Source organism: Shewanella electrodiphila, assembly GCF_023283985.1.
Taxonomy (GTDB): domain Bacteria; phylum Pseudomonadota; class Gammaproteobacteria; order Enterobacterales; family Shewanellaceae; genus Shewanella; species Shewanella electrodiphila.
Genome location: NZ_JAKIKU010000004.1, coordinates 265,901 through 289,696 on the forward strand (window position 1 = coordinate 265,901; position 23,796 = coordinate 289,696).

The window sequence follows — 23,796 nt, forward strand, 5'->3', positions numbered from 1 at the left end:
ACTGACGAGTAAACCAACAAGCTATCTTATACAAATCACTATCAATGAAGCATTAAGGAACGCTATGCCTGCAAGTGACATCATGACAATAGCACAATCTGGCGAAGCCATTTTGAATCGTCAAGCACAAGCAGTCATATCATTTGATCCAGCTCTGGTTCAGCTTACTGAGAATATGATAGCCACGATGACAGCTGCAAATGGTGTCGGAATTGCAGCGCCGCAAGTATTTAGTGATTTAGCTGTATTTATCATGCATTCAAGATCTAATGACCGATATCCAAATGCACCAGAAACCTCGGCAACCGTTGTGATTAACCCACGTATTATTGCTTATTCAGATGAAATGGAGCTGGGGAGCGAGGGTTGTCTATCTATCGCTGAACGGCGTGTTGACGTATTAAGGCACAAAACAATTAATGTTCAGTATCAATCTCTAAGCGGAGAGGTTATCAAGCAGCAACTGAGTGATTTTGTTGCCCGCATTTTTCAGCATGAATTTGATCATTTACAGGGAATTACTTTGCTTGAACGGATAACTATGGCTGACCAAACTGCATCACAAGCTGGCAATCAAGAAATCAGTACTGAACAAAATCAGCACATGCAAGGTGCTGTCGAATGAATAAACTGCTTAGCATAGGTCTACTGTGTTTCAGTCTTACTGGCTGTGCATACAATAGCATATTGATAAACTATCCTTCGCAGATCGCACCGATTAAACAGCAACTTGCAAGCCCTACACCCAGTGCTAAATTGTCAGAGTTAGCGGGTGAAATAGATACCAATGATGGCTTGTTATATGCTCAAGAAGCGGGCCGCGTCGCCCAGGTTTCGGGCGATTTCGAAACCAGTAAAACCTACTATCAAGCAGCTATTCAGGCTTATAAAGCGTTTGATGACAGAGCAACCATTAGCGCATCTGACTTAACTGCCACCGCAAGTAGTTTAGTGTTAAACGACAACGCAATACCTTACCGTGGACCAGGTTATGAACGGATCATGGTTCATCAATATCAAGCATTTAACTATCTGTTTTCTGGTGATGCGCAAGGGGCATTAGTCGAAGTGCGTCGAAGTAATCAACTACAAGCCAGTGAACAGGCACGCTATCAAAAATCGCAAAAATCGGTACGGGCAATGGCTAACGGCACTATCGACAGTGAAATCAATAAGCTAGATCAAGCCACAGGCACCGTTACCAGTTCTTTTTTAAATGCATATAGCTATTACACAACAGGTCTGCTTCATGAACTGTTAGGCGAGCCCAATGATGCCTATATTGATTACCGTAAAGCGGCACAAATCACACCAAACAATAAATACCTGCAGCAAGATCTAGTCAGGTTAGCTAAACAATTGTCTATGCCTCAATACGATGAGTTTAAACGTCGTTGGGGAGATGCAATTTTACCTAAAAAAGGCCAAGGCCAAGTGGTGATGGTGGTCGAAAAAGGCTTCGTGCCTGAAAAACAAAGCTTAACCGTTCCGTTTACTATTGATGGTAATTGGCAAACAGTGTCACTGGCTACATATCAGCCACACCGCCAAGTGATTCAACCTTCGACTATCCAAGGTCTCGGAACCGTATTAAAAGCGGAACCAATTGCCAATATTGATGCCTTAGCTATTAACGCACTAAAAGAAGATTTACCTGCAGCCTTGGTACGCCAAGCTGCGCGGGTCTATACTAAGTCTGAAATGACTCGCAGTGTTGAAAGTGGCAGTAAGCGCCGTAATAACGAAGCCGATGCAGCAGCAATTTTAATGCAGATTTTTAATGTAGTGACCGAGCAAGCTGACAGACGTAGCTGGCTGACATTACCAAGACAGGCACAAATCGCCCGCCAATATATTGAACCAGGCGAGTACCAAATCCGTTTAGGCAACAGTCCTGCTGCCAAAATTGATGTACAACCTAATCGGGCAACATTAATTTGGGTGATAGAGACTGGTAATCAAACCCGTTTTTATTCAATAATTATTTAACTCAACTATTTATTTAACTCGACTACTTATAAGTCATATCCAACATGGAACTTACTATGAAACATTTTAAACTGATTTTTGTTTTAGCCGCTGTAATCGGGCTATCAGCTTGTCAATCTAAGGTTGAATATGGCGATGCAACCGAAGTAGAAACCGTTAATGAAAACTTCGGTTCAACTGATTTACAAGCCATTGCTGCAAAAATGGTTGATAGCATGCTGACGTTCCCGCCTGTCATCGTCATGACACAGAACGATCGCCCAATTATCTTTGTTGATAAAATCAAAAACAAAACCTCTGAGCATATCGATACAGAATCCGTCACTGATACCATCAGCAATAAATTATTACGTTCAGGTAAATTCCGCTTTATCGATATGACTAAAGTTGACTCAGTGCGTAAGCAACTAGACTACCAAAACAATGCTGGTATGGTTGACCCATCTACTGCGATTAAATTTGGTCGTCAAGTCGGTGCCCAGTACATGCTGTACGGCAACTTATCTAGCATCGTCAAGCAAGATGGCAGCACAAAAGACGTATACTACAAAATGACCATGCGTCTAATGGACTTAGAAACAGGCCTAATCGAATGGTCTGATGAAAAAGAAATCCGTAAAGTTAAATCTAAGTCTTTCTTAGGCTTATAAGCCTCTGATAAACTTTAATTAGCCGACTTCCAGTCGGCTTTTTTACAACTGTAAACAATAGTCATTGAATAAAACGCTAGTTCCAAAAAACAATAATAAATATTTAGGGAAGAAATTGTGAACCTGTTTAAGTCGTCTATCGTCGCGCTTGCTTGCGCAAGCTTATTTGCTTGTAATAGCACTCCTAAGATTATTGCAACAGAACGTGATGGCAGTGCCAATATCAGCGAAGCCCAAGCAATGGCACGCTCTAATGTCGTTTCAGAAGTGAATTATCAGCTGAGTTTTAATCTTACTGGCGAAAGTCATTTTAGTGCTATCACTAAAGTAGATTTCAACCTTAGCAGCAATAAAGAGCCGCTGACACTTGACTTGAATCAAGCCACAATTAGCAAACTCACCATTAATGGTAAAGGCATTTACCCGAATTATAACGATGCTTATATCAGTATCAATTCGCAGTTACTCAGCAATGGTAAAAATACCATTGAAGTCGAATACAGCCGCGAACACAGCACCAATGGCGAAGGCTTACATCGTTTTGTCGATCCTGTTGATGACAAGGTGTATTTGTACTCTCATTTCGAGCCAGCTGCCGCTCAGCAAATGTTTGCCGTATTTGATCAGCCCGACTTAAAAGCCACTTATCAAATCACAGTTAACGCCCCTAAAGATTGGAGCGTCATTAGCACCATGCGCGAGAGTAACATTGAAGAGCAAGCTGATAGCAATCTATGGACATTTCCAGTCACGCCTAAGCTTAGCCCTTACAACTTCTCGATGCATGCGGGGCCTTATCATGTTTGGGAAGACAACAGCGGCAAATACCCAATGCGCTTATTTGCCCGTCAATCGGTTGCTGAACAAGTCACCGCTGAAGACTGGTTCACCTATACCAAGCAAGGCCTAACATTCTTTGATGATTATTTTGGTATCGACTACCCATTTAAAAAATACGACCAACTGTTAGTCCCTGATTTTTTATATGGCGCGATGGAAAATGCAGGCGCCATTACTTTTGCTGAAAACCGTTTCATGTACAAAGACACGATGACGGCAGCCCAGCGACAGCGCTTAGCTGGTGTTATCATGCACGAGATGGCGCACCAATGGTTTGGTGACTTAGTCACAATGAAATGGTGGAATGGCTTATGGCTCAACGAAAGCTTTGCATCCTTCATGGGCACTTTAGCCACCAGCGAAGCAACGGAGTTTAGTCATGCTTGGCGAACGTTTTATGCGACTGGTAAACAAAGTGCTTATCGTCAGGATAGCTTAGTCACCACTCATCCTATCGAAGTGCCTGTACCTACCAGCATGAATGCGTTTGATAATATTGACGCCATCACCTACTCAAAAGGTGCATCCACCCTGAAACAACTCAGGCATTTATTAGGCGAAGACACCTTTCAACTAGGTGTGCAGCAATATCTAACCAAGTACAGTTATCAAAACGCCACACTCGATGATTTTATTGGTAGTTTATCTCAAGCCAGTGAGCGTGATTTATCCCAGTGGACTCAAGACTGGTTGTATCAAGCAGGTGTAAACACCTTAAAAGCTGAGTACAGCTGTGACAATGACAGAGTCAGCGAATTTGCGTTAATTCAAACTGCGCCAAGTGATGCATTACCGACATTACGCGAACAACGTGTACAAGTGGCATTATTTGATGCAACCCGTTACTCAATCCATCAAGGCCCCAAAGTTGCGGTCACATACAAAGGCGAGCGAACCGAAGTGCCTGAACTTATCGGTAGCCATTGCCCGAACTTGGTTTACCCAAACTTTGAAGATTGGGGATATGTGAAAGTCGAACTTGACGAACGCTCATTTGAAACCGCCAAACAACAGCTGAGTAAGGTCAGTGATCCACTGCTACGTTCAATGTTGTGGCAAAGCATGTGGGACAGTGTCAGTGACGGTAAAACCTCTCTTAAACAATACATCAATGTCGCACTAGTCAATGCACCGCTTGAACAAGACTACACTATCTTAGGTCAAGTCATAGGTAACTTAAAACAGGCTCAGTATTACCTCGACAGCATGGCGCCGAATCATAAAGCGTATGCAGTCAAAGTTGGTAAGGCTCTGACTCAAATGAGCTTACGCATGGCAATGGAACATCGTGACAATGCTGACTTCCAGCGCCGCTGGTTTGATGCCTATGTTAGCTTAGCGAGTAGTCAGCACGCATTGGATCACCTCGCCGATCTACTGGAAGGCAACGCGACGATTACAGGCTTAAATATCAGCCAAGATTTACGCTGGAAAATCATTATCAAACTCAATCAATATGATTATCCACAAAGTGGCCTTATTGCCATTGAAGAAAAACATCGCGACTTATCAGATTCAGGCCAGAAATCTGCAATAGCCGCTGAAGTTATTCGACCTCAAGCAAGATCAAAACGTCAGTGGCTCCATACCATTGAAAATGACACTGACATGCCATTTTCAAAACTGCGCGTAGCGATGAATTACTTATACCCAAGTGAGCAAAAGTTATTAAGTGCAGCGACAGCAGAGCAGCGTTTAGCCAATATTGCAGAAGTCGATAAAAAGGGACCTGTATTTATGCGAGCTTATAATCGTAGGTTAATTCCAACCGCATGTACCAATGCCAATATCGCCGCGATTAATCAGGTGTTAGATACCGAAACAGGCTTGTCGAAAATGACCCGTAGAGCATTATTAGAAACCCGTCAAAAAGAGCAACGCTGTGTCAAAATCAGCGAAATGTTAACTCACTAGTTCACACATATATGCAAGATAACTCTACATTTTAAAATGTAGAGTTCACCAATGCCGCTTCATGAAATGAAGCGGCATTTTTTTTAACACCAGGAATTAATAAAAGGAAGTAATGACAGTAAATAGCTTGGTTAACTTCTCAATGTAAATGTCATCATCACAGGAGCATGATCGGTACTATCACTGTCTCTTGCATAATCAGCCCTAACAAGATGTCGGTCATGGGTTTGATAATCACTGACTTCAGCTAGGTTTCTTGGGTGTGATGCATCAAATTCACATGAGGCTAATATGTAATCCAACACCGAGCCTGTATTACCAAAATAGTGAGTTGACTGGCGAGCATATTTTAAAGGGTCAACAGGCGGCAACACATCTTCGGCAATATCAGAGTCCTCTTCATGTAGACCTGATTCATACTCATCTTGAGCCAAGGTAGCATTGAGCTTTTGACCGGTTTTAAATAAATCATAACTGTCGAATAAGCTAAATTGCGCAAACGCATCCGCCAGAGTTTGGTCATTCATTTTTTTAAGTTCAGGATCAATAATATCGTTTCTAAAAACACGTTTCCCATTGGCACGAAAGGCCTCTAACGCAGTGCTTTGCAAGGTGTCATTAAAGTCGCCCATGAGTAACACAGGTAATTGTGTCTGACTCCGTTGCTTGGCGATTTCATTAAACAATAATGCAGCCTCGCTACCCCGCTGCATGTTTGAAGCCCAGCTTCCTAATGCTTGCCTCGCCATAATATCAGCGCCGCCTGTCATGCCAGAATCAGCTAATCGTTCGACGCCCATGCCACTTCGCTTTGACTTTAAATGCACCACATAACATTCGCATTCGCCAAAATCAGCTAATGCAATTTTTACCCGTAGCGGTTTGCGGCTAAAGCTAAAATCATTAGCAATTCCCATTAACGGAAACAAGGTTTCATCGGGAGTCACTAACGCAGATTCAGTAATGGGATATTTCGACGCAATAGCAACTACAGGGTCTTGATAGACATAATCGCTGATTAAACTCGGCTCATCCAAAGCGGCAAAATACTGATAACCCAAAGGCGCAATTAATGCCTTTAATGCATCAGGACTAAAGACTTCTTGAAAACCAATAATATCTGGTTGATGCTCGGTTAAATAATCACAAATCCAAGCACATTTTTTCTGCCATTGCTGGTGAGAATAGATATTTTCAAAGTCATAATAAGCCGCTGGCGGTTCGATAAAATTAAATAAATTAAACGAAACCACTTTAAAATTTTGTTGTTTATTTTGCTGTTTTTTACTGCTGGTCTGAATCACCGCAAACTGCCTAAAAGCCCTATTCTGACAACAGATTAAAGCCAAATCGATTAAGTGTCGATGTTAATTACACTCTATATCAAAATGATCTTGAACCAACTTTTTGTGAAAATTCATTAATCGAAAAATGATCTTAAATTAGCAACTGCCGTATTACCCCTCGAAATCAGCGCCTGAAATCAGTAATCAAGAAATCAATTTTATAATTCGTTTGCAGAAACAAATTCGAGGAAAGAACGATGAAAAGGATCTACTCTCTTGCCCTATGTTTTTCACTGATTGGATTAACTGCTTGTTCAGATGATGACGATGACACAGTCACTGATGCAGAGGTCGAAACGCCAGTTGTCACTTATGCTGAAGTACGCGTTATTCATGCTGGCAGCGACGCGCCAATGGTCAATGTTACTGCTGATGGTGCAGCTTTACTGTCTGATGTCGATTACGCTATGTCTAGTGGTTTACTCGAAGTACCGACGGCAACTTATGCCATCAATGTCGATGCGATACTTGCTGATGGCAGCACATTAACAGTACTTGAAGCTGAGCTAGCAACAGCAGAAGACATGGAGTATACCGCCGTCGCATTAGGTAATGTCAGTGATGAAACGTTAATGCTAAAGCTCATTGCTAATGAAGAAAGTGCCATTGATAGCGGCAATGCCCGCGTCCAAGTTTTACATGCCACTCCAGCAGTAGGACTGGTTGATATTTATGTCACAGCGCCAATGGCCGACATCTCAATGATGGAGCCGACATTATCAGCAAACTATATGGATAATAGTGACCAACTCACCGTACCAACTGCTGATTACCAGATTAGAATTACAGCATCCGGTGACAAGAATGTCGTATTCGATTCAGGCACAGTTAACCTAGCCGATGGAATGGATTATTTAATTTCAGCAATTCCAAATGAATGGTCTGGTAACTCTCCTGTTGCTTTATTAGTTGCGCTTCCTGAAGGTCAAGTACTACTGAACGATGTTAGCAGTGGCAGTGATATCCGTGTAGTACATGCCGTTGCCGATGCCCCAGCTGTCGATGTATTTTTAGATGGCAGCTCAACGCCGGCCATTGATATGCTTTCATTCGGTAACCTTGCAGGCTACGTCAATATCCCAGAAGGCATGCACACAGTAACCGTTGCGGCTGATGCCGACAATTCAGTAGAAGTTATTACCGACGCCGAACTCGATTTAATGCTAGGAAGCAGCTACTCAGTACTCGCCGTCGGCTCTCTCACTGACAACGACATTGCACCTTGGGCTTTTGCTGAACATACACGCCGCATTGCGACTGAAGCCCGCCTGAATGTCATTCATGCCTCTTACTCTGCAGGCAACGTCGACGTGTATTTTACCCCGACTGCTGATATCAGTGATGCAACACCTGCTCTCACTGATGTCCCATTCAAAGCGGCATCAGGCAGCTTGAGTATCGCACCGGGTGATTACACTGTCAGCGTGACTGTCACAGGCACTAAAACAGTAGCGATTGGCCCGCTAGCTGTATCACTTGCAGGCAACGGTTTATACAGTGTTGCAGCAGTAGATGCAGAAAATGACACTTCAATGTTCTCGGTTATCTTAATGGACGATTTTGTCGCCGAAGAATAATCAAGGCCATTCACTCGTAAACGATTATCTCCGTCCGACCCTTTTGCGGCTTATCCTCCACCCGAGATAAGTCGCTTTTTTATGAGGAAAATAAATGATGAAAAATTCACTCGCCAATATGCATCAGTTATTACAGCGGTATACTTCAGTAGTAATAGGCGTACTATTGAAAAACCTGTGTTTATGCAGTCTTTTTATAAGCTCCATCGTATTTTTTCAACCTTCAGTGAGTGCTATGGAAATACAATTTAACTCCCAACAGCAACTTCAAGCAGCCAAAATCAGTAATGACACGGTAATGGGTGGCATCTCATCAAGTGAAATTAACCGCGATAAACGCCAAGACAAGCCCGTTTTTAGCGGCAATGTTTCACTTGCCAACAATGGTGGTTTTGCATCAATGGAGTATCGTTTACTCGCGATAATTCCGCGAGCCAACGCCGTAAAATTAACTGTAATCGGTGACGGAAAACGCTACCAATTACGCTTTAAGACACCGAAACTTTCCTTTGGTGAAGCTTATGTGGCTCACTTTGATACCATTGCAGGTCAGCGCACTGAACACAGGTTTACACCTGATGATTTTAATTCGCAATTTCGTGGTAGAAACGTCAACGCACCTGAATTACTATTTGAAGATATCGACCGAGTCGGCCTACTGATTGCCGATAAACAACAGGGAGACTTTTCTCTGATGCTCGATACTATGACCTTTACTGATTAAATATCAGATAATCTTTACCCTATCACGGCAAGACAACTGGACCCCAAATGAAAACAATGACCCATATTAAAGGCGTAATATTCGACCTAGACGGCACTTTAGTTGAGTCAGAATTGGACTTTGGTAAAATTAAGCAACAGTTAAACTGTCCATTTGATACTGACGTTCTCGACTTTATCGAAGACATGCCATCATTAGATGCTCAGCAACAAGCCCATCAAATCATTATTGAGCACGAAGCACTTGATGCAATGAATGCCAAGGCGCTGCCTCATATGCATGCGTTATTGGCCAGTTTGCAACAGCTGTCACTGCCTACAGCCATCGTGACCCGAAATAGTAAAACCGCAACAGCAACTAAACTGTCGCAAAATAACATTGCCATGGAATTAGTGTTAACCCGTGAATGTTACCCTGCTAAACCCGCACCAGATGCGTTACTTGCCATTGCCAAAATGTGGGATATTGAACCCGCTTCTCTTATCTATGTGGGTGATTACTTATACGATATTCAAGCCGCTAAAAATGCCGGTATGGTATCAGTATTTATTAACCACAATAAGCAGCCAGATTATCAATCTCAGGCTGATTTTATTGTGAATGATTTACTGCAATTACAACACGCGATTTTGGCGTCGAATCGGTAACCAAGCGACAGGCGAGTGAGAGTGAGGTTGGGGTTGGGGTTGGGGTTGGGGTTGGGGTTGGGGTTGGGGCATGTTTAGCTAGCAACATTTCAGCGTCACTGCAAGAACCTACCTTCTTACTTATTATTTTTCAATTGCTTAAAATGTTCTTTAAAGTTGCGACTAAGACATTGTTAACTAGCAGCACTACTGCCTAAACTTACCTTTAAATTATTTATACTTCAACCACTTAATGCTTTCTTTAAAATTTCGGCTAAGGCATTGTTAACTAGCAACAGCGCTGCCTGAACTTGCCTTTTTACTTGGTTATATTTTATTTACTCAAAATTTTCTTTAAATCTTCTGGAATAGGCATTATTTTCAATGGATTAACATTGGCACCGCCTGTATTCCCTACAGGAACCCAAATTCTGGAAAACAATACCGAAGCGATTATTCTGGTTAACTGCCCAAAGACCTCCCTAAGACTGCGCTTCTTGACGCCTACTTTAAGCATCCACCAGTGGCATCTTGTATGAGGTATGATATAGCGCTGAGCAAGAATATGGGCCCGTTCTAAATGATGAAAAGCGCAATCAAGCTGACTTAATTCATAAAAACGAATGGCTTCATCCATTTCTAAGTGGTAAGCCTCTTTTAATTTTTTCTGCATGACTTCACTCATCCAATTCTGATTAAAATAATGAAATTATAAAATGTTTTTTATACTGCAGCTGTAAACATAACATAGTTTTTATTGGTCAATATTCACATACCATCCATTATATTCATTCACTAACCAACTGATATAAGTTGATAAATACTTAGCTCGTTTTAAAAAACCGAGGTTGCTTGATAAAATAATTAGTTGGAATGGGTGGCCATGCTTTTCATTGATACTTTTTCAATGAGACACTGCCAAATGTAGGAAGTGCTTTGGATAGTAGGATCAATGACAACTTTCAAACCTTCGACTTTGTATCTTGAAAGGCGATGGGTATTGTGTCGTTTGAAGTAGAGTAATACACGGATATCAGCATGAAAACCGATGAAATGACTTGTTCAATCGACGGTGTTAACTCAATTTTAATTTTTGCGCCAGCGTTAACATTAGCCCTTTGAGGTCGTAAGCCAATAACCCACCATCTTTGCCTAAGGTAATTTACCTGATATAGTTAATATAATATATTTTATACAATATTAGTTATGCAACATGATTTTTAAACAAAGGGTAATATGATGGAAACAAATAGTACAGATTGGCGATATACGGTTATGCCGGCCGTGTTTACATGGCTAAAAGAATCAGAATCCGGTGCCCTTGAACTTGACCTTGCTGCAACACAAAAATACGCTGCAGCTATTTTAAAAGTTCAAGGAAAGGGCGGAAGCAGAATGGGGGGACTTGTCGGCTCAGGTACTCTAGGTGAGAATAGCTACCTAAGCTCTGAACAGCGTCTTTCTTTACTTGAAGCCCTTTCTGATGTTGCTAAAGATTACAATGTCCCATTGATCAGTGGAGCGGCGGCAGAAACTAAAGAAGAGCTTGCCACAATCGTTAAAGAGCTAGCGGCGGTTGGAGTGGATACAGTAATGGTGATGCCACCAAAAACTCAGGAAGTCCCTTCTGATGAAGAAATGTATGCGTACTATGAGCTTTCTGCAATAGCTGCAAAAGAGGCAGGCATAACCATTATGCCTTATAACAACCCTGATGCAGCCGGGTATCATGCACTTTCAACCGATCTTCTTAGAAGACTTGCAGCGCTACCTGAAGTAACAGCTCTTAAAATATCGACAACTGATGTTTCAACTATTGAAACGCTGACGTTAGAAGACAAAGATCTAAAAATCTTGGCAGGTGTTGACACTGTAACAGTACATGCAGGGCTTGCTGGAGCATGCGGTGGCATTACAGGTGTAGGTTGTATCTTTCCAAAAGCTAGCGTTAGTATGCAGGAGTATGTTAATAAAGGCGAATGGGCTGAGGCAAACAAAATTTCTCAGGCTATGAATTCCATATCATATCTTGATGCGCAGCCGCTACTTATGGAATACCTTAAGTTTGCTTACGGTATTCACCATAATGATGCTGATGGTGGACTTCGTACTCTTGGTAAGAAATTAACTCAACAGCAAATTGACGATGTACGTGCAAGATATATTTTGGCAAAAGAAAGACTAGAACTTCTGGATTTAATAGACTGATCCTTTCAAATATTAAATAACACCAAACCCCGTTTTTACGGGGTTTTTGCGCCCTAACCCAGCGTAAAATCTCGCGTTGTTCTAATCTAATTCCACCGTACACTTAATTTTGAGACCGTATTGTTAATAAATTAAGAGGTTTACTATGAGTCTGAAAAAATCACACAAGTGTTATCCGCAAGTATTTAAAGATGAAGCCGTCTTGATGGTGCTTGAACAAGGCTACAGTGTCGCCGGTGCAGCACAGTCGCTTCAGGTTGGCACAAGCCTGCTTTACAAGTGCACGAGTCAGCCCACCAAGGTATCGCTCTAGAAGATCCTAGAGAGTCAAGGATAGGCAGATACTCATGAATATTAAAGATATAGAAGCTTTCGCTAAAGAAGCCGCTAAAGCATAAAAACACCAGATGACTTAAACCCATTTAATCAGATGCTCAAAAAGATTACCGTTGAGGCTGCGCTTAATGCCGAAATGGATGAGCATCTCGGCTACAATAAACATCAGCAAATCCACTTCAGCCAAAATCCACTTCGGCCAATAGTCGCAACGGCAAGACCAGTAAGCGTATACAAACCGAGGATGGTCAGTATGTGCTTGAAACACCTCGTGACCGAGAAGAAGGTAGCTTCGAGCCTCAACTCGTCAAGAAACACCAATCAAGATTCACCTCAATAGACGATAAAATATTATGATTCTACACCCAAGGTATGAGTACTCGCAATATCGTTCAAGCCTTTGATGAGTGGTGTGGCGTAGAGATTTCACCCACATTAGTTTCTCGGGTAAGGAATGCCGTCATAGAGCAAGTCGTTGAGTGGCAAAACCGTCCTCTGGATGCGATTTAGCCCATTGTTTACCTTGATTGTATTGTCATTAAAATTCGCCAGGATAAGCGTGTTATCACTAAATCTATTTTTCTGGCCCTAGGGATTAACCTGGAAGGCCATAAAGAACAAATGGGGCTTTGGATAGCTGAAAATGAAGGGGCTAAGTTTTGGTTGGGCGTGTTAACGCAGCTACAGCAACGCAGGGTGGAAGATATTCTTATTGCCTGTGTTGATGGTTTAAAAGGCTTTCCTGACGCGATAAATGCCGTTTACCCTAATCCCCATATTCAACTCTGTATCGTCCATATGGTCAGAAATTCATTGAAATATGTATCATGGAAAGACTATAACACTGTCAACCGTCTTCATTCGAAGACGGCCAGCCTTTGCTGAAAAGTCTTGACACTCGACATGAAATTCAACAAGACCTAGCCAAATCGATCAATCCTATAATCACTGATATCCATATCGGTCGGCAGCCCTGACATCGCTTGACTCACCAGCTTGGCTGTTATGCCTGACCAGGTTAATCCCAAATGCTGATGACCAAAAGAGAAGAATACATTGGCATGATTTGGACTGCCTCCCAATATCGGTAAGCTATCAGGTAGTGACGGTCTAAAGCCCATCCAGCGCTCACCATCAGCTACGTTAGCGCCAGCAAATAGCTCAGGCAGTAGCGCCTTACCATGTGGAAACAGGCAATCTGCTCGAGCGTTAACTAAAGGTGCTTGTAACCCACCGAATTCGACGGTACCCGCAAGCCTAGTTCCCTCAGACATTGGGGTAATAATAAACTTGCGATTATAGGACGCGACTGGGCGAGTTAAACTACTTATTTGTGGCATCATCAAGTGATATCCACGCTCAGATTCAAGGGGCACACTATAGCCTAACTGCTTCACTAGCGGTTTAGACCAAGCGCCTGACGCTATCAGCAATTTATCTGAAGTAAGCTTTTCCCCGGTTTGTAAGCGCATAGTGACTTTACTATCGCCGCTGATACTGCTGCCACTACAGTCGGAATACTCGTTTTCTATCGACGTCAGCTCTTCAGTGAGTATTTCCCCTCCGAGTGCGATGAATTTATTCGCAATGGCTTGGCAAAGTTGGTATGGGTCCTTGGTATGGCCTACGTGAGTAAAATATAATCCATGACTGATATTATCACTCAAACTTGGCTCTAATTGCCTAACTTCATTCCCCGTAAGCATCCTCACTTTAACGCCTGCACCCAAATAGTGTTCATACTCGTTAGTCACAACCTCAATGGGCGTGCCTTCAAAAACCAGTAAACTGCCGTTAAGCGTCACGAATTCAGAGCATCCACAAAACTCCGTGAGCGCGATTAACGCCTCAATAGATTGCTCATTGAGTCGTTTAATAGCTTGAGCGTTATGGGCTCTTTTACTTGGCAACATATTGACTAAAAATCGCATAAACCAAGGAGCTGCTTTGACAAAATAGCGAGGTTGAATACGAAATGGCCCTAAGGGGTCGATTAACATCCCTGGCAATTTGGGCAACATCGCAGGATCGGCTAAGGGAAACACCTGCTCGGTGGCAAAGTGGCCTGCATTACCTTTAGAAGCGCCTGCGCCAATCCCCTCTTTATCAATAATTTGAACCTTGTGCCCTGCTCTTTGTAACTCGATACCCGTTGCCAAGCCTACGATACCGGCGCCGACAATTGTCACCGTTCCTTTAGTGGCGCTCATTGTGCTCTGACTCATAATCTCTCTCTAGTAATATTCAGTGGTTAAATGCCAATGAAAACTGCCCGCTAACGAAGCATAAACCCGTGTTGGCATGGATCATCAGGGCCGACAATAAACTGATGACGACCGGTTATATATCAGTGACCTAACACTTTAAAGGACCACCGCTTTTTTACCACAACACTCACTTTCTGAAGTCACACTGACCATCATTCTCCATCGACAATATTTTCTATCATCAAGGTTTCATTGAGCATCACTGCGTCTTTAGCATGTATAGTGCAATACGGCCCGCAACGCCTGTGCCCGTTGGCGAACTATCCACCTCTCCATCAGCAAAAATACAAGACGAGAGTGCGCTAATTTATCTGTGACTTTATTAGACGTAAATATGGTGCCATAGAGAAAACTCAAATCTATTTCCCTTGGGTACACTAAGGAGTGGGATACCATGACCGCCAACGTGATACGCCTCCCCATATCAATCAGCTGGGCCACATTCTCTTGGTCACAGGAAATAGCCTAGGCATCAACATAGGCATAATAAGCGCCACCAAAACCGATGTCATACTCAACCTCACCAAAGCCTTCGACCATCACGCTGCAGCCTAACGAATCAACCCTGGAAGCAACGTTTAAGAAACTGGCATGAATTCTCCCTTGGCTGTCTCGACGAGCCGTTGCGGTGATGAGTCCAGCTGGCGCATCAATTCTTATCACTCTTGGCTCGGCCTCGAGTGCTATCGCCCCCGCTTCACCAGTGACTTTAACCAAAGCGAGAACGCCGAGACCACACATGCTGACACCCCCTTCGCTGCGCATAAATAACACTTTAAAATCAGCACCTTCTGTGAAAACAAATGTCAGTAAAGCCCCATGCATACCAGCATGTATACGGGGTTCATGCATCAACAAACTACGATAACTGTCTATGTGTCGAGTAACATATTGTCCTATCTCAAGTATAGTCCCCCCCCCCCTCTATTTAGGGATAACCAGAGGAAAAAATCCTTATGGCCCTCCCTTCTGTGTGCATCAATTCTCTAAGATCTCAGCAGGAAGATCGCTCAACCCCATGGCAGGCTCGTTTATTACTACCTGCATAAAATATATTATATTCTCATATAACGTAGACGATTAAATTTGAAAGAGGGGTTTTATTTCCCGAAACATTGTATACAATATACTGTAGATTTTCAAAACAAGCCAAATGCATACGCATTGTTCTGGTTAATGATATTTTTTTATAAATTATAACAAGCGCATTTAGGTCCTAGACATGAAAGTAAATTGCCAAGGTGTTTTCCCAGCTATCTCAACTCAGTTCAATGATGATGATTCAATTAACGATGAATCTAATGCGCGCATGAGCGAAGATCTTATTAAAAATGGTATTGATGGCATAATTGCCTTAGTCACAATGGGTGAGAACCCATCACTTAGCCCTCAAGAAAACCGTAAATTTATCAAGCACACTGTAGAAACAGTCAATGGTCGTATTCTTGTACTTAGTGGTTTTACTGAAAATACTGCAGAATTTGAATCTCAATATGCTAAAGATATTGAGCAGTTAGGTGTTGAAGATATCGCCCTAGAAAACCTGCTATTGAAAGCGACAGGTTGGATTTCTGGCCGAGAAAACGTCTTTCCACGTGAGTCAATTACCCTATTAAAACTGGCTCGTGCACGCCGTATTGAGCAAGCCCGTAAGATTTATCACTGGTTCATACCTCAGTTACTTTTAGATATAATTCAAACACTTGTACAGTGCGTTAAATTTGCAGAACAACTTTTCGGACGTGGTAGTGAAAATGTCCGTTTGCCACGCATGAGCTTAACTGGTAATGAGCGTGCTTATGTTTAAAAGCTCATTCAAGAAGCAATGAATACACGTATTAACCTAAACAAATACAACCTAGATTAAGCCGTCTCAGCGTTGCTCTTAACCGCGGTAGTTTTCATTGACGTTTGTTAATTTAAGCCTCCGCGATGGCATAATAATGATGGGTTTTCCCACGATAAAGGAAATGGAGTCAAGTAAAAATGTTAAAAGGAACTTACTTTTGCATCGATGCACATACCTGCGGTAACCCGGTTCGTCTGGTCACAAGTGGCCATCCGGAACTGAAGGGTCATACCATGAGTGAGAAACGCCAACACTTTCTCAATGACTATGATTGGATCCGCCAAGGATTAATGTTCGAACCTAGAGGCCACGATATGATGTCGGGGGCATTTTTGTATCCGCCATGTAGTGATAATGCCGATGCGTCTATCTTATTCATTGAGACAAGCGGCTGCCTACCTATGTGTGGCCACGGCACAATAGGTGCCATCACTGCAGCTATCGAATCTGGTCTGCTGATCGCCAAATCCCCAGGGAAACTCACAATTGATGTACCTGCGGGTCAGATCAATATCGAGTACCTACAAACAGGTGAAAAAGTTGATTGGGTGAAGATTTACAACGTCCCAGCTTATTTAGCACATCAGGATGTAATTTTGGATATACCTGAACTCGGTCCACTCAAAGTCGATGTCTCTTATGGCGGCAACTATTATGTCATCGTTGAACCACAAGCAAACTTTCCCGGCTTAAGGGAGTGGACAGCGGCTGACATTCTTCGCTGGAGCCCAATCATACGCAACATTGCTCATGAGCAATTAACCTGTATTCACCCCGACGATCCTACGGTATCTGGGGTGTCCCATGTCCTCTGGACTGGCGGTACCATCACTGAAGGCTCAAATGGTGCTAATGCAGTTTTTTATGGCGATAAAGCCATAGATAGGTCTCCTTGTGGAACCGGGACCAGCGCACGTTTAGCCCAACTTTATGCTAAAGGGAAATTAAATGTCGGTGACAAATATACCCACGAAAGCATTATAGGCAGCCAGTTTATCGGCTGTATTGAGTCATCCACCTTCGTTGGTAGTCATCGTGGCATCATGCCAAGTATTCAAGGATGGGCCAGGATTACCGGTCAAAATGCCATAACCATCGATGACAGTGACCCATACGCTTTCGGTTTCCAAGTGAGTTAATACACAACTAAAAATGTCTATTCCATACAGATGTCGGCATAGACTTAACAGGGATCAATATGACAAATTCAGTGACGAACGATGTGACTTCAACAATAACTGGGCAGCACTTTATCAACGGCTGTTGGACTGGTGATGCAAATGCATTTAACAGCTTTAATCCAGTCACCAATACCCCACTTGACTGGCAGTTTGCCAATGCCAATCAGCAAGAGATAGATAAAGCCGTCAAGGCTGCTCAGTCAGCTTTTTGCCAATACAGAGCGAAAAGCCCGGTTCAACGTGCAGATTTTCTAGATGCTATTGCCGATGAGTTGCAAATAGATATAGCGATCATAACCACAGCTGCGAACCTTGAATCAGGTCTGCCTATGGCACGCGTCCAAGGCGAAACAGGCAGAACTTGTAATCAATTACGATTATTTGCTGCGACATTGCGTGAGCCTCTCGATCCGAAATTTGTCGATGTTGCTAATCCTGAGCGTGCACCATTACCAAAAGCGGATACCCGTTTAAGCGTATTGCCTATCGGACCTGTTGCCGTGTTTGGTGCGTCCAATTTCCCATTAGCCTTTTCAACCGCAGGTGGCGACACCGCATCAGCCCTCGCCGCGGGCTGTCCTGTCATTGTTAAAGGGCATCCAGCGCACCCAGCGACCAGTGAACTCGTCTCTCGTGCTATAGAAAAAGCCATTATTCGTTGTGATATGCCCGCTGGCGTATTCAGTTTAGTCCAAGGTGCGACACCAAACGTGTCCACCATGTTAGTGAGTCACAGCGGTATTAAAGCCGTTGGTTTTACTGGTTCATTAAAAGTCGGTCGAATTCTAGCGGACTTATGTGCAGCTAGGCCGGTGCCAATCCCTTTTTATGGCGAGTTAGGCTCAACTAACCCTCAGTTCATACTCAGTGATATTCTAGCGAGTAACGCTGAAAAACTGGCTGAGACACAAGTTCAATCAATGATCATGGGTCATGGTCAATTCTGTACCAGTCCAGGCGTTGTTATTGCTATCAAAGGTGCAGCATTAAACCGCTATATTGCCACGATGGCTGAGACCATTGCCGCTTTGCCAGCATCGGCCATGCTGACACCAGGCATTGCTTCAAGCTATCAGTCACAAGTTGATGCTTTATTAAAAAGTGACAACGTTGAGCTTATTGCCCAAGGACAATCTGCAGAGGCCAGTCACCTCACCTGCCCAACAGCTGCGCGAGTGAGCGCACAAGCCTTTCTTTCATCAACGCAACTACAGCAAGAGATCTTTGGACCTTGCGCTGTCATTGTTGAATGTAGCGATGCAGCTGAAATGCTAACGATTGCCACAGAACTAGAAGGTCAACTCACCGCGACGATTCATGGCCACGAAGCAGAACTTGCACAAAGCCAACAACTCATTGAAGCCGTTGCCTTTAATGTTGGGCGTATTATTTTCAATCAGATGCCTACCGGAGTTGAGGTGTGTCACTCTATGAACCACGGTGGGCCTTACCCAGCCAGTACTGACAGCCGTACAACTTCAGTAGGCAGCCAAGCAATGAAGCGCTTTGAGCGTCCAATTTGTTATCAGAACATGCCTGAATCTTTACTCCCTAATGATTTAAAAAATGATTCCGTAAAAATCATCAACTTTTAATGACTAGCGTGAAGAAATTAAATAAAGGGAAACAGAGTTTCCCTTTATTTTAACCTGCTTTAACGGTAGCCTTGGATGGATAATAGAATAACAAAAAAATCCAAACTGAAACTATGAGCCGATTTACACCAATTATCCATAAAACGCGTACTCAAGTAGTTGTTGAGGTGCTTAGAGAAAAAATCCTTTCTGGTGATATCGCTGCCGGTGAGCCCCTTCGTCAAAGTGCATTAGCTGATGAATTAAACGTTAGCCGGATCCCAGTACGTGAGGCGTTATTGCAACTTGAAGCCGAAGGCCTAGTAAAATTTGAAGCTCATAAAGGTGCGACAGCCACTGAGCTATCAGTTAATCAAGTCACTGAAATATTTGAGCTTAGAGCCCTAATCGAAACTGATATGCTCGCTAAAGCTATTCCAAATTTGCAAGAAGAGCACTTTCTTCAAGCTGAAAAAGTACTCGACGAATTAGAGTCTGCATTCAAACACGAAGATGCGGTCAGCACATGGAGCGAGCTTAACACGCAGTTCCATACTTGTTTATACAGTGCTGCCGGACGCCCACATACGTTAGATGTAGTCCATGGCCTAAATACGAACTGCGATCGTTATATTCGTTTGCAGCTTCTTCTGGCTCGTGGTATTCCCCGCGCAGAACAGGATCATAGGGATCTTCTTACTTATTGTAGAAACAGAGAAACCGAAAAAGCTATTGAACTGTTACGCGCGCATATTTTGCATGCTGCAGATGCAATACGCAAGCTTGTCGCACAACAAGTGACATAAGTCACGAATAATGCATAGCCATATATGGACACTCCCGGCGAGTCTAGACAATAGGCTGCCTACCGAAGGCTTTTAACCTTGATTTTCTGCTAAACCATTCACACTTGCTGTTGTTATTGATTTCACTCATTTACAGCTTAAAGCGGTTGTACTGCCATATATACGGCTTAACAGTTTAACTGCGCCCCTAATGAATTCCGTACCACTGCACCGTTTAATTGTGAAACACCCATTTGGATTAATTTTATCCTTGGCCTTTCTGGCTTACATTGGTTGGATTGAGCCATTACTTCATCGTTTACAACAACCCTGATGAGTTATTAATGTACTATCTCGCCACTCATATCACCCACTCGGGCTAAATGCCCTTGGCCAGACCGAGCTGTGCAAGATAGCGACAACGGTTTTAACATGTACCATGATAGGCACCATACTGAGGCTGATACGGGGTTTGTTTTTGCAGCAATATCCACATCAACCTTGCTAAGCGATGGGCTGTAGCCACCACAGTACAACACATGGTTTTTCGATCCCTAAACTGGGTTATCCACATGTCCAAGTCATGACTCTTCTACACAAATGTTTACCACAATGAACTTTGTTACAAATCGATGATCAGATCAAGGGACTCAATCAACTTGCAGATTAATCATGTCTATTTTCAACCCAGAGCAATGGTCATACAGTCACTTTTAAAATGGTTCATTTGGTGACTCCCACCGCACTGATCTTGTCATCGAAGTCGCTGCTGATATGTCTCGTTGTAGCGGCAAGTCTATCGCTGAATCATGCAGAGGTAATGAAGCTAAAGTTGAAAGAGCATATCGATTGATCCATAACGACAAAATACCTCCAGAAGTGATTAGAGCGTCTGGTTTTCAACATACTGCCGAGCTTACTCAGCCCTATGAAGAGATATTAGCCCTCGATGATAGCACTGCGTTGAGTTACAAACATCAAGTAGCAGAAGACCTTGGCAAACTGGGGAGAACGACTGACAAATCACGTGGTTGGTGGGTTCATCCAACCCTACTATTAGACAGCTTAACCACTCGAACTATTGGACTTATTCATCAAGAATACTGGCTTGGTCCTAATAACCCTGAAGAAATTAACTGTGACACCCATAATTTATATTCCACACACTATCATTTAATCACTTAGCAAAACCTGTGGAGAATTAACTTAAGAGATTAAAAGGTACTGATTAAAATGACTAGCAATTGCACCAAGGGGGAGTGTTGGCTACAGAAAAGTAGCCCGATAACTGTCACTTCAAACCGGGTGGTTCACGCTCTGTTATTGACATAATAAAGAGTAACATCCCAAGTGTTCTGGCTCTTAATTTATGCCAATTAGCACACTTGGGTTAGAACGGGGTTTCGCGTGGTCTACCTATTTAGGATAAACTTTAACAATCATGAACAGACAAACTACCTTGAGGAGCGTCTTCTCGCTGTTCTGAACCATAATCTCTAATAACTCCAGCAACTCTCAATCTGTAATTTTCAAATACACTATTAATGCCTTTAGACTGTGCCAGTAGATGAGATTCTATATTACGCCAATCTTGTATTGACTCCTCATCTCGCCAAAATGATAGTGATAAAATCTTATCTTCATTAGTGAGACTTTGAAATCTTTCAATTGAAATGAAACCATCTATATCAACTAAAAGAGGCTTAAGCTCAGAGGCTATGCCTAAGTACTTAGCGCTCTGCCTTTTGCAATTTGTACCTCGAAAATAACAGCAATCATTCAGTGTCTCCAATTAGTTCAAGTACTCAATTATCATTCAGCTACATTTTTACTTACTCATAATCGTGGTCCAGTGGTCCGGACAACTAAATAATAGCTATGGCGCCCATAATGCTGTTTACACAACAAAAATTGTACTTTAGGAAAGTAACTGTCACAGCCATTTTACGTTAAATATACCGTGGGGGTCTTCGTTAACAGTTGAAGTAATTAACGATGAGTATTTAACGATGACACTCATAATTAATTTTTCGAGAGTCAACTTAAAAAATTACTAATTAGCTTCAAAGCATAATGTTCCCCCGTTGGAAATATGTCGCTTTTCAGACGTTTTGCTGAGAGCTGCTGGGGCTATAATTTATAGAGAGTCCAAGATGGGTCACCCATCTTGGACTGCTATTAGCAATGTTGTCTACGAAGCACCACAACTTTGATTTGTTCTAAATAGTTCACACCACAGAAGTGTACTTAGAACCCTGAATTGAACCTTTTATCGAACTTCACCGTAATCACTTAAGTAGGAAATAGACTCGTTATAGGTAACCAAAGTAGGATAAAATCAATGAACCCACTGCACCCTAAAAAGCTGTTACACAGTAAGTGGACTAAAGTGCATGTCACCAATAAATTGAAGCACTTTTCAGTGATAAAAGTGGCTTATGATGAAGATGAAAACGTACTAGAATGTATTATTCGTGCAGAAATGAATGCTGAAGAATTTACTATTAATTGGCGTAACCTAAAAGACACTCAGCTTTGGCGTCAAGGTTGGAAATAAGGCATTGCTAACGCCTGGGTATTTCCGGCAGAAATCTTGATATATCAGTCGAAAATGCTAGAGGTTTTAGGCCGTAATACTTGATGTTTTAGGCCACAAGGCTTGAGGTTTTAGGCAGCAAGGCTTGAGACTAGGAACAAACCAAACAAAATCAAACTCCCTTTTGCTGTCGCCTTTTTAGTGGAATGACGAAGCTGACGAGATTCACTTGCAAGCAAGCGTTCCATATGGCTTTGTGTCGTATCAAAATGGCTATTTTTATTCGCGCTCATCCCTAATTCTTGCTCATTTTTAGGATCGCTTTTTTCAGTTAACTGTGGCTGATTAGCCTCAAAAGGCGCAGATATTTTAGGTGTAATAATGGATAGCACTTGAGTTTGGGCTTGAGTTTGTTTTTTAGCTAAATGCTCGGCTGTAGATATTGGCTTAGTCATACCTTTAGATTTGGCCATTATTCTCGCTTTAAGCTTCTTTTTAGCTTTGGTTCTGGCTAGCTTTTTCAACTCAGCTTTTGATTGGGCTGACATTTGAGTTACAGGCTCAGATAAAAGAATAATTTCAGTTTCCGTATTCGCAACCGTTTGAAAATTAACTTCGATGCCTTGTGCATCAAACAACTCATCAGTAGTCACTGAATCCGATGGCGAAGTCGCTGCTAATAACCCTTCTGCTAACGGTTTAATATTTTGGTCTTCACCAAAAAATTTTTGTATGTATTGGGCACACATAATGTAGGCTAAACGTTCACTTTCTTCATAGCGCTGACTATCTAAAATGTACGCTTTGAAAGAATATGCCAGAACGGTCGATAGACAAGCTAAACTCTCGTATAACTCATTCAACTGAGGATATTTGTTTGCCACTTCCCTCCAGTGTTCCATCACCACTGAATCTACTTCAAACTCATAACTCATATCAGGAATATCGACTAAGGCCGCTAAAGATTTCTCAGCCAGATAAAGTTGCCACATGTCGTCATAGGATTTACGCTTTGTAGCACATTTTAAAATCTCATAAGAAACGGCAATATTGGCAAGTTTTATATCAATATCTGCGAATTTACTTTGATACTCAGCTGAGTGATAAAAAAGATACAAGCTTTCATACGCATCAGTTATCGCATCATGATCAGCATCTTGAGTAATCCCTAAGCTATGATATAAATTTTCCATTAATGCTTGGCCCTTCCTCATACAGCTAATGCTTTTTAAAATTGATTACAACAACGACCTTTTGAAGCAAGATAAGTCGCTCAGACAACATCATAATTCAAATAAACATTACATATGGAATAGCCGTTATTCCATATGTGGACTATAGCAACAAACAGCCATAAAAAGCCTTAACTAGACCTTAAATTAGGTTTTTAAAAC

The 23,796-nt window shown here is 42.4% G+C and carries 20 protein-coding genes and 3 pseudogenes; 16 read left to right on the plus strand and 7 right to left on the minus strand.

Annotation, left to right across the window (positions count from 1 at the left end; all coding sequences use genetic code 11):
* Window positions 1-64 precede the first annotated feature (64 nt).
* The 4 genes from def (at window position 65) to pepN (ending at window position 5,393) form a co-directional block, all read left to right on the plus strand.
* Complete coding sequence (gene def / locus L2737_RS09305; protein ID WP_248955542.1) at window positions 65-625, plus strand: peptide deformylase; 561 nt, start codon at window positions 65-67, stop codon at window positions 623-625.
* Window positions 622-1,989 (plus strand): COG3014 family protein, encoded by a 1,368-nt coding sequence (locus L2737_RS09310; RefSeq protein WP_102528197.1) that lies wholly within the window; start codon window positions 622-624, stop codon window positions 1,987-1,989. The genes def and L2737_RS09310 overlap by 4 nt, the downstream gene beginning before the upstream one ends.
* A 56-nt stretch (window positions 1,990-2,045) precedes the next feature.
* The gene (lpoB, locus tag L2737_RS09315; protein ID WP_198589569.1) at window positions 2,046-2,639 is read left to right on the plus strand and encodes a penicillin-binding protein activator LpoB; all 594 of its coding nucleotides are present in this window, start codon (window positions 2,046-2,048) and stop codon (window positions 2,637-2,639) included.
* A 117-nt stretch (window positions 2,640-2,756) separates the two neighbouring features.
* A complete protein-coding gene (gene pepN / locus L2737_RS09320) occupies window positions 2,757-5,393 on the plus strand; it encodes an aminopeptidase N (protein WP_248955543.1) in 2,637 nt (878 codons plus the stop codon).
* Window positions 5,394-5,524: 131 nt separating this feature from the next.
* On the opposite strand, the gene L2737_RS09325 is transcribed toward pepN, so the two are convergent.
* The gene (locus tag L2737_RS09325) at window positions 5,525-6,697 is read right to left on the minus strand and encodes an endonuclease/exonuclease/phosphatase family protein (protein ID WP_102528194.1); all 1,173 of its coding nucleotides are present in this window, start codon (window positions 6,695-6,697) and stop codon (window positions 5,525-5,527) included.
* A 239-nt stretch (window positions 6,698-6,936) separates the two neighbouring features.
* On the opposite strand from L2737_RS09325, the gene L2737_RS09330 reads away from it, so the two are divergent.
* From L2737_RS09330 to L2737_RS09340, 3 genes are all read left to right on the plus strand, one after another.
* Window positions 6,937-8,316: a DUF4397 domain-containing protein gene (locus L2737_RS09330; protein WP_248955544.1), complete on the plus strand. Its 1,380-nt coding sequence runs from the start codon at window positions 6,937-6,939 to the stop codon at window positions 8,314-8,316.
* Window positions 8,317-8,410: 94 nt separating this feature from the next.
* On the plus strand, window positions 8,411-9,040 hold the full coding sequence (locus L2737_RS09335) for a CIA30 family protein (RefSeq protein ID WP_248955545.1): 630 nt from the start codon (window positions 8,411-8,413) through the stop codon (window positions 9,038-9,040).
* A 47-nt stretch (window positions 9,041-9,087) separates the two neighbouring features.
* On the plus strand, window positions 9,088-9,687 hold the full coding sequence (locus L2737_RS09340; protein ID WP_248955546.1) for an HAD family hydrolase: 600 nt from the start codon (window positions 9,088-9,090) through the stop codon (window positions 9,685-9,687).
* Between the two features lie 313 nt (window positions 9,688-10,000).
* On the opposite strand, the gene L2737_RS09345 is transcribed toward L2737_RS09340, so the two are convergent.
* Window positions 10,001-10,339, minus strand: a complete 339-nt coding sequence (locus tag L2737_RS09345; protein ID WP_248955547.1) for a DUF3703 domain-containing protein — start codon at window positions 10,337-10,339, stop codon at window positions 10,001-10,003.
* Between the two features lie 566 nt (window positions 10,340-10,905).
* Here L2737_RS09345 and L2737_RS09350 point away from each other — a divergent pair.
* The 3 genes and pseudogenes from L2737_RS09350 to L2737_RS09360 form a co-directional block, all read left to right on the plus strand.
* Complete coding sequence (locus tag L2737_RS09350; RefSeq protein WP_248955548.1) at window positions 10,906-11,874, plus strand: dihydrodipicolinate synthase family protein; 969 nt, start codon at window positions 10,906-10,908, stop codon at window positions 11,872-11,874.
* 145 nt (window positions 11,875-12,019) lie between these two features.
* Window positions 12,020-12,216, plus strand: a pseudogene (locus tag L2737_RS09355) (transposase); the annotation flags it as partial.
* Between the two features lie 5 nt (window positions 12,217-12,221).
* A pseudogene (locus L2737_RS09360) lies at window positions 12,222-13,065 on the plus strand (IS256 family transposase); the annotation flags it as partial.
* A 65-nt stretch (window positions 13,066-13,130) separates the two neighbouring features.
* Here the strand turns inward: L2737_RS09360 and L2737_RS09365 are convergent.
* Both L2737_RS09365 and L2737_RS09370 read right to left on the minus strand, forming a co-directional pair.
* The gene (locus L2737_RS09365; RefSeq protein WP_248955549.1) at window positions 13,131-14,435 is read right to left on the minus strand and encodes an NAD(P)/FAD-dependent oxidoreductase; all 1,305 of its coding nucleotides are present in this window, start codon (window positions 14,433-14,435) and stop codon (window positions 13,131-13,133) included.
* Between the two features lie 507 nt (window positions 14,436-14,942).
* Window positions 14,943-15,335, minus strand: coding sequence for a proline racemase family protein (locus L2737_RS09370; protein ID WP_248955550.1), 393 nt, complete (start codon window positions 15,333-15,335; stop codon window positions 14,943-14,945).
* Between the two features lie 364 nt (window positions 15,336-15,699).
* Between L2737_RS09370 and L2737_RS09375 the strand changes: the two genes are divergently transcribed.
* The 4 genes from L2737_RS09375 (at window position 15,700) to L2737_RS09390 (ending at window position 19,887) form a co-directional block, all read left to right on the plus strand.
* Window positions 15,700-16,284, plus strand: a complete 585-nt coding sequence (locus tag L2737_RS09375; protein WP_248955551.1) for a dihydrodipicolinate synthase family protein — start codon at window positions 15,700-15,702, stop codon at window positions 16,282-16,284.
* 179 nt (window positions 16,285-16,463) lie between these two features.
* Complete coding sequence (locus L2737_RS09380; RefSeq protein ID WP_248955552.1) at window positions 16,464-17,465, plus strand: 4-hydroxyproline epimerase; 1,002 nt, start codon at window positions 16,464-16,466, stop codon at window positions 17,463-17,465.
* Window positions 17,466-17,524: 59 nt separating this feature from the next.
* On the plus strand, window positions 17,525-19,102 hold the full coding sequence (locus L2737_RS09385; protein WP_248955553.1) for an aldehyde dehydrogenase (NADP(+)): 1,578 nt from the start codon (window positions 17,525-17,527) through the stop codon (window positions 19,100-19,102).
* A 113-nt stretch (window positions 19,103-19,215) separates the two neighbouring features.
* Window positions 19,216-19,887 (plus strand): GntR family transcriptional regulator, encoded by a 672-nt coding sequence (locus L2737_RS09390; protein ID WP_248955554.1) that lies wholly within the window; start codon window positions 19,216-19,218, stop codon window positions 19,885-19,887.
* A 406-nt stretch (window positions 19,888-20,293) separates the two neighbouring features.
* Here the strand turns inward: L2737_RS09390 and L2737_RS09395 are convergent.
* Window positions 20,294-20,458, minus strand: a pseudogene (locus tag L2737_RS09395) (IS110 family transposase); the annotation flags it as partial.
* A 182-nt stretch (window positions 20,459-20,640) separates the two neighbouring features.
* On the opposite strand from L2737_RS09395, the gene L2737_RS09400 reads away from it, so the two are divergent.
* Complete coding sequence (locus tag L2737_RS09400) at window positions 20,641-21,051, plus strand: hypothetical protein (protein ID WP_248955555.1); 411 nt, start codon at window positions 20,641-20,643, stop codon at window positions 21,049-21,051.
* A 247-nt stretch (window positions 21,052-21,298) separates the two neighbouring features.
* Here the strand turns inward: L2737_RS09400 and L2737_RS09405 are convergent, their stop codons facing one another.
* Window positions 21,299-21,658 (minus strand): antibiotic biosynthesis monooxygenase family protein, encoded by a 360-nt coding sequence (locus L2737_RS09405; protein WP_248955556.1) that lies wholly within the window; start codon window positions 21,656-21,658, stop codon window positions 21,299-21,301.
* A gap of 549 nt (window positions 21,659-22,207) precedes the next feature.
* Here L2737_RS09405 and L2737_RS09410 point away from each other — a divergent pair.
* The gene (locus tag L2737_RS09410; protein ID WP_102528190.1) at window positions 22,208-22,423 is read left to right on the plus strand and encodes a TIGR02450 family Trp-rich protein; all 216 of its coding nucleotides are present in this window, start codon (window positions 22,208-22,210) and stop codon (window positions 22,421-22,423) included.
* Between the two features lie 110 nt (window positions 22,424-22,533).
* Here L2737_RS09410 and L2737_RS09415 read toward each other — a convergent pair whose 3' ends face one another.
* Window positions 22,534-23,595, minus strand: coding sequence for a DnaJ domain-containing protein (locus L2737_RS09415; RefSeq protein ID WP_248955557.1), 1,062 nt, complete (start codon window positions 23,593-23,595; stop codon window positions 22,534-22,536).
* Window positions 23,596-23,796: the final 201 nt, after the last annotated feature.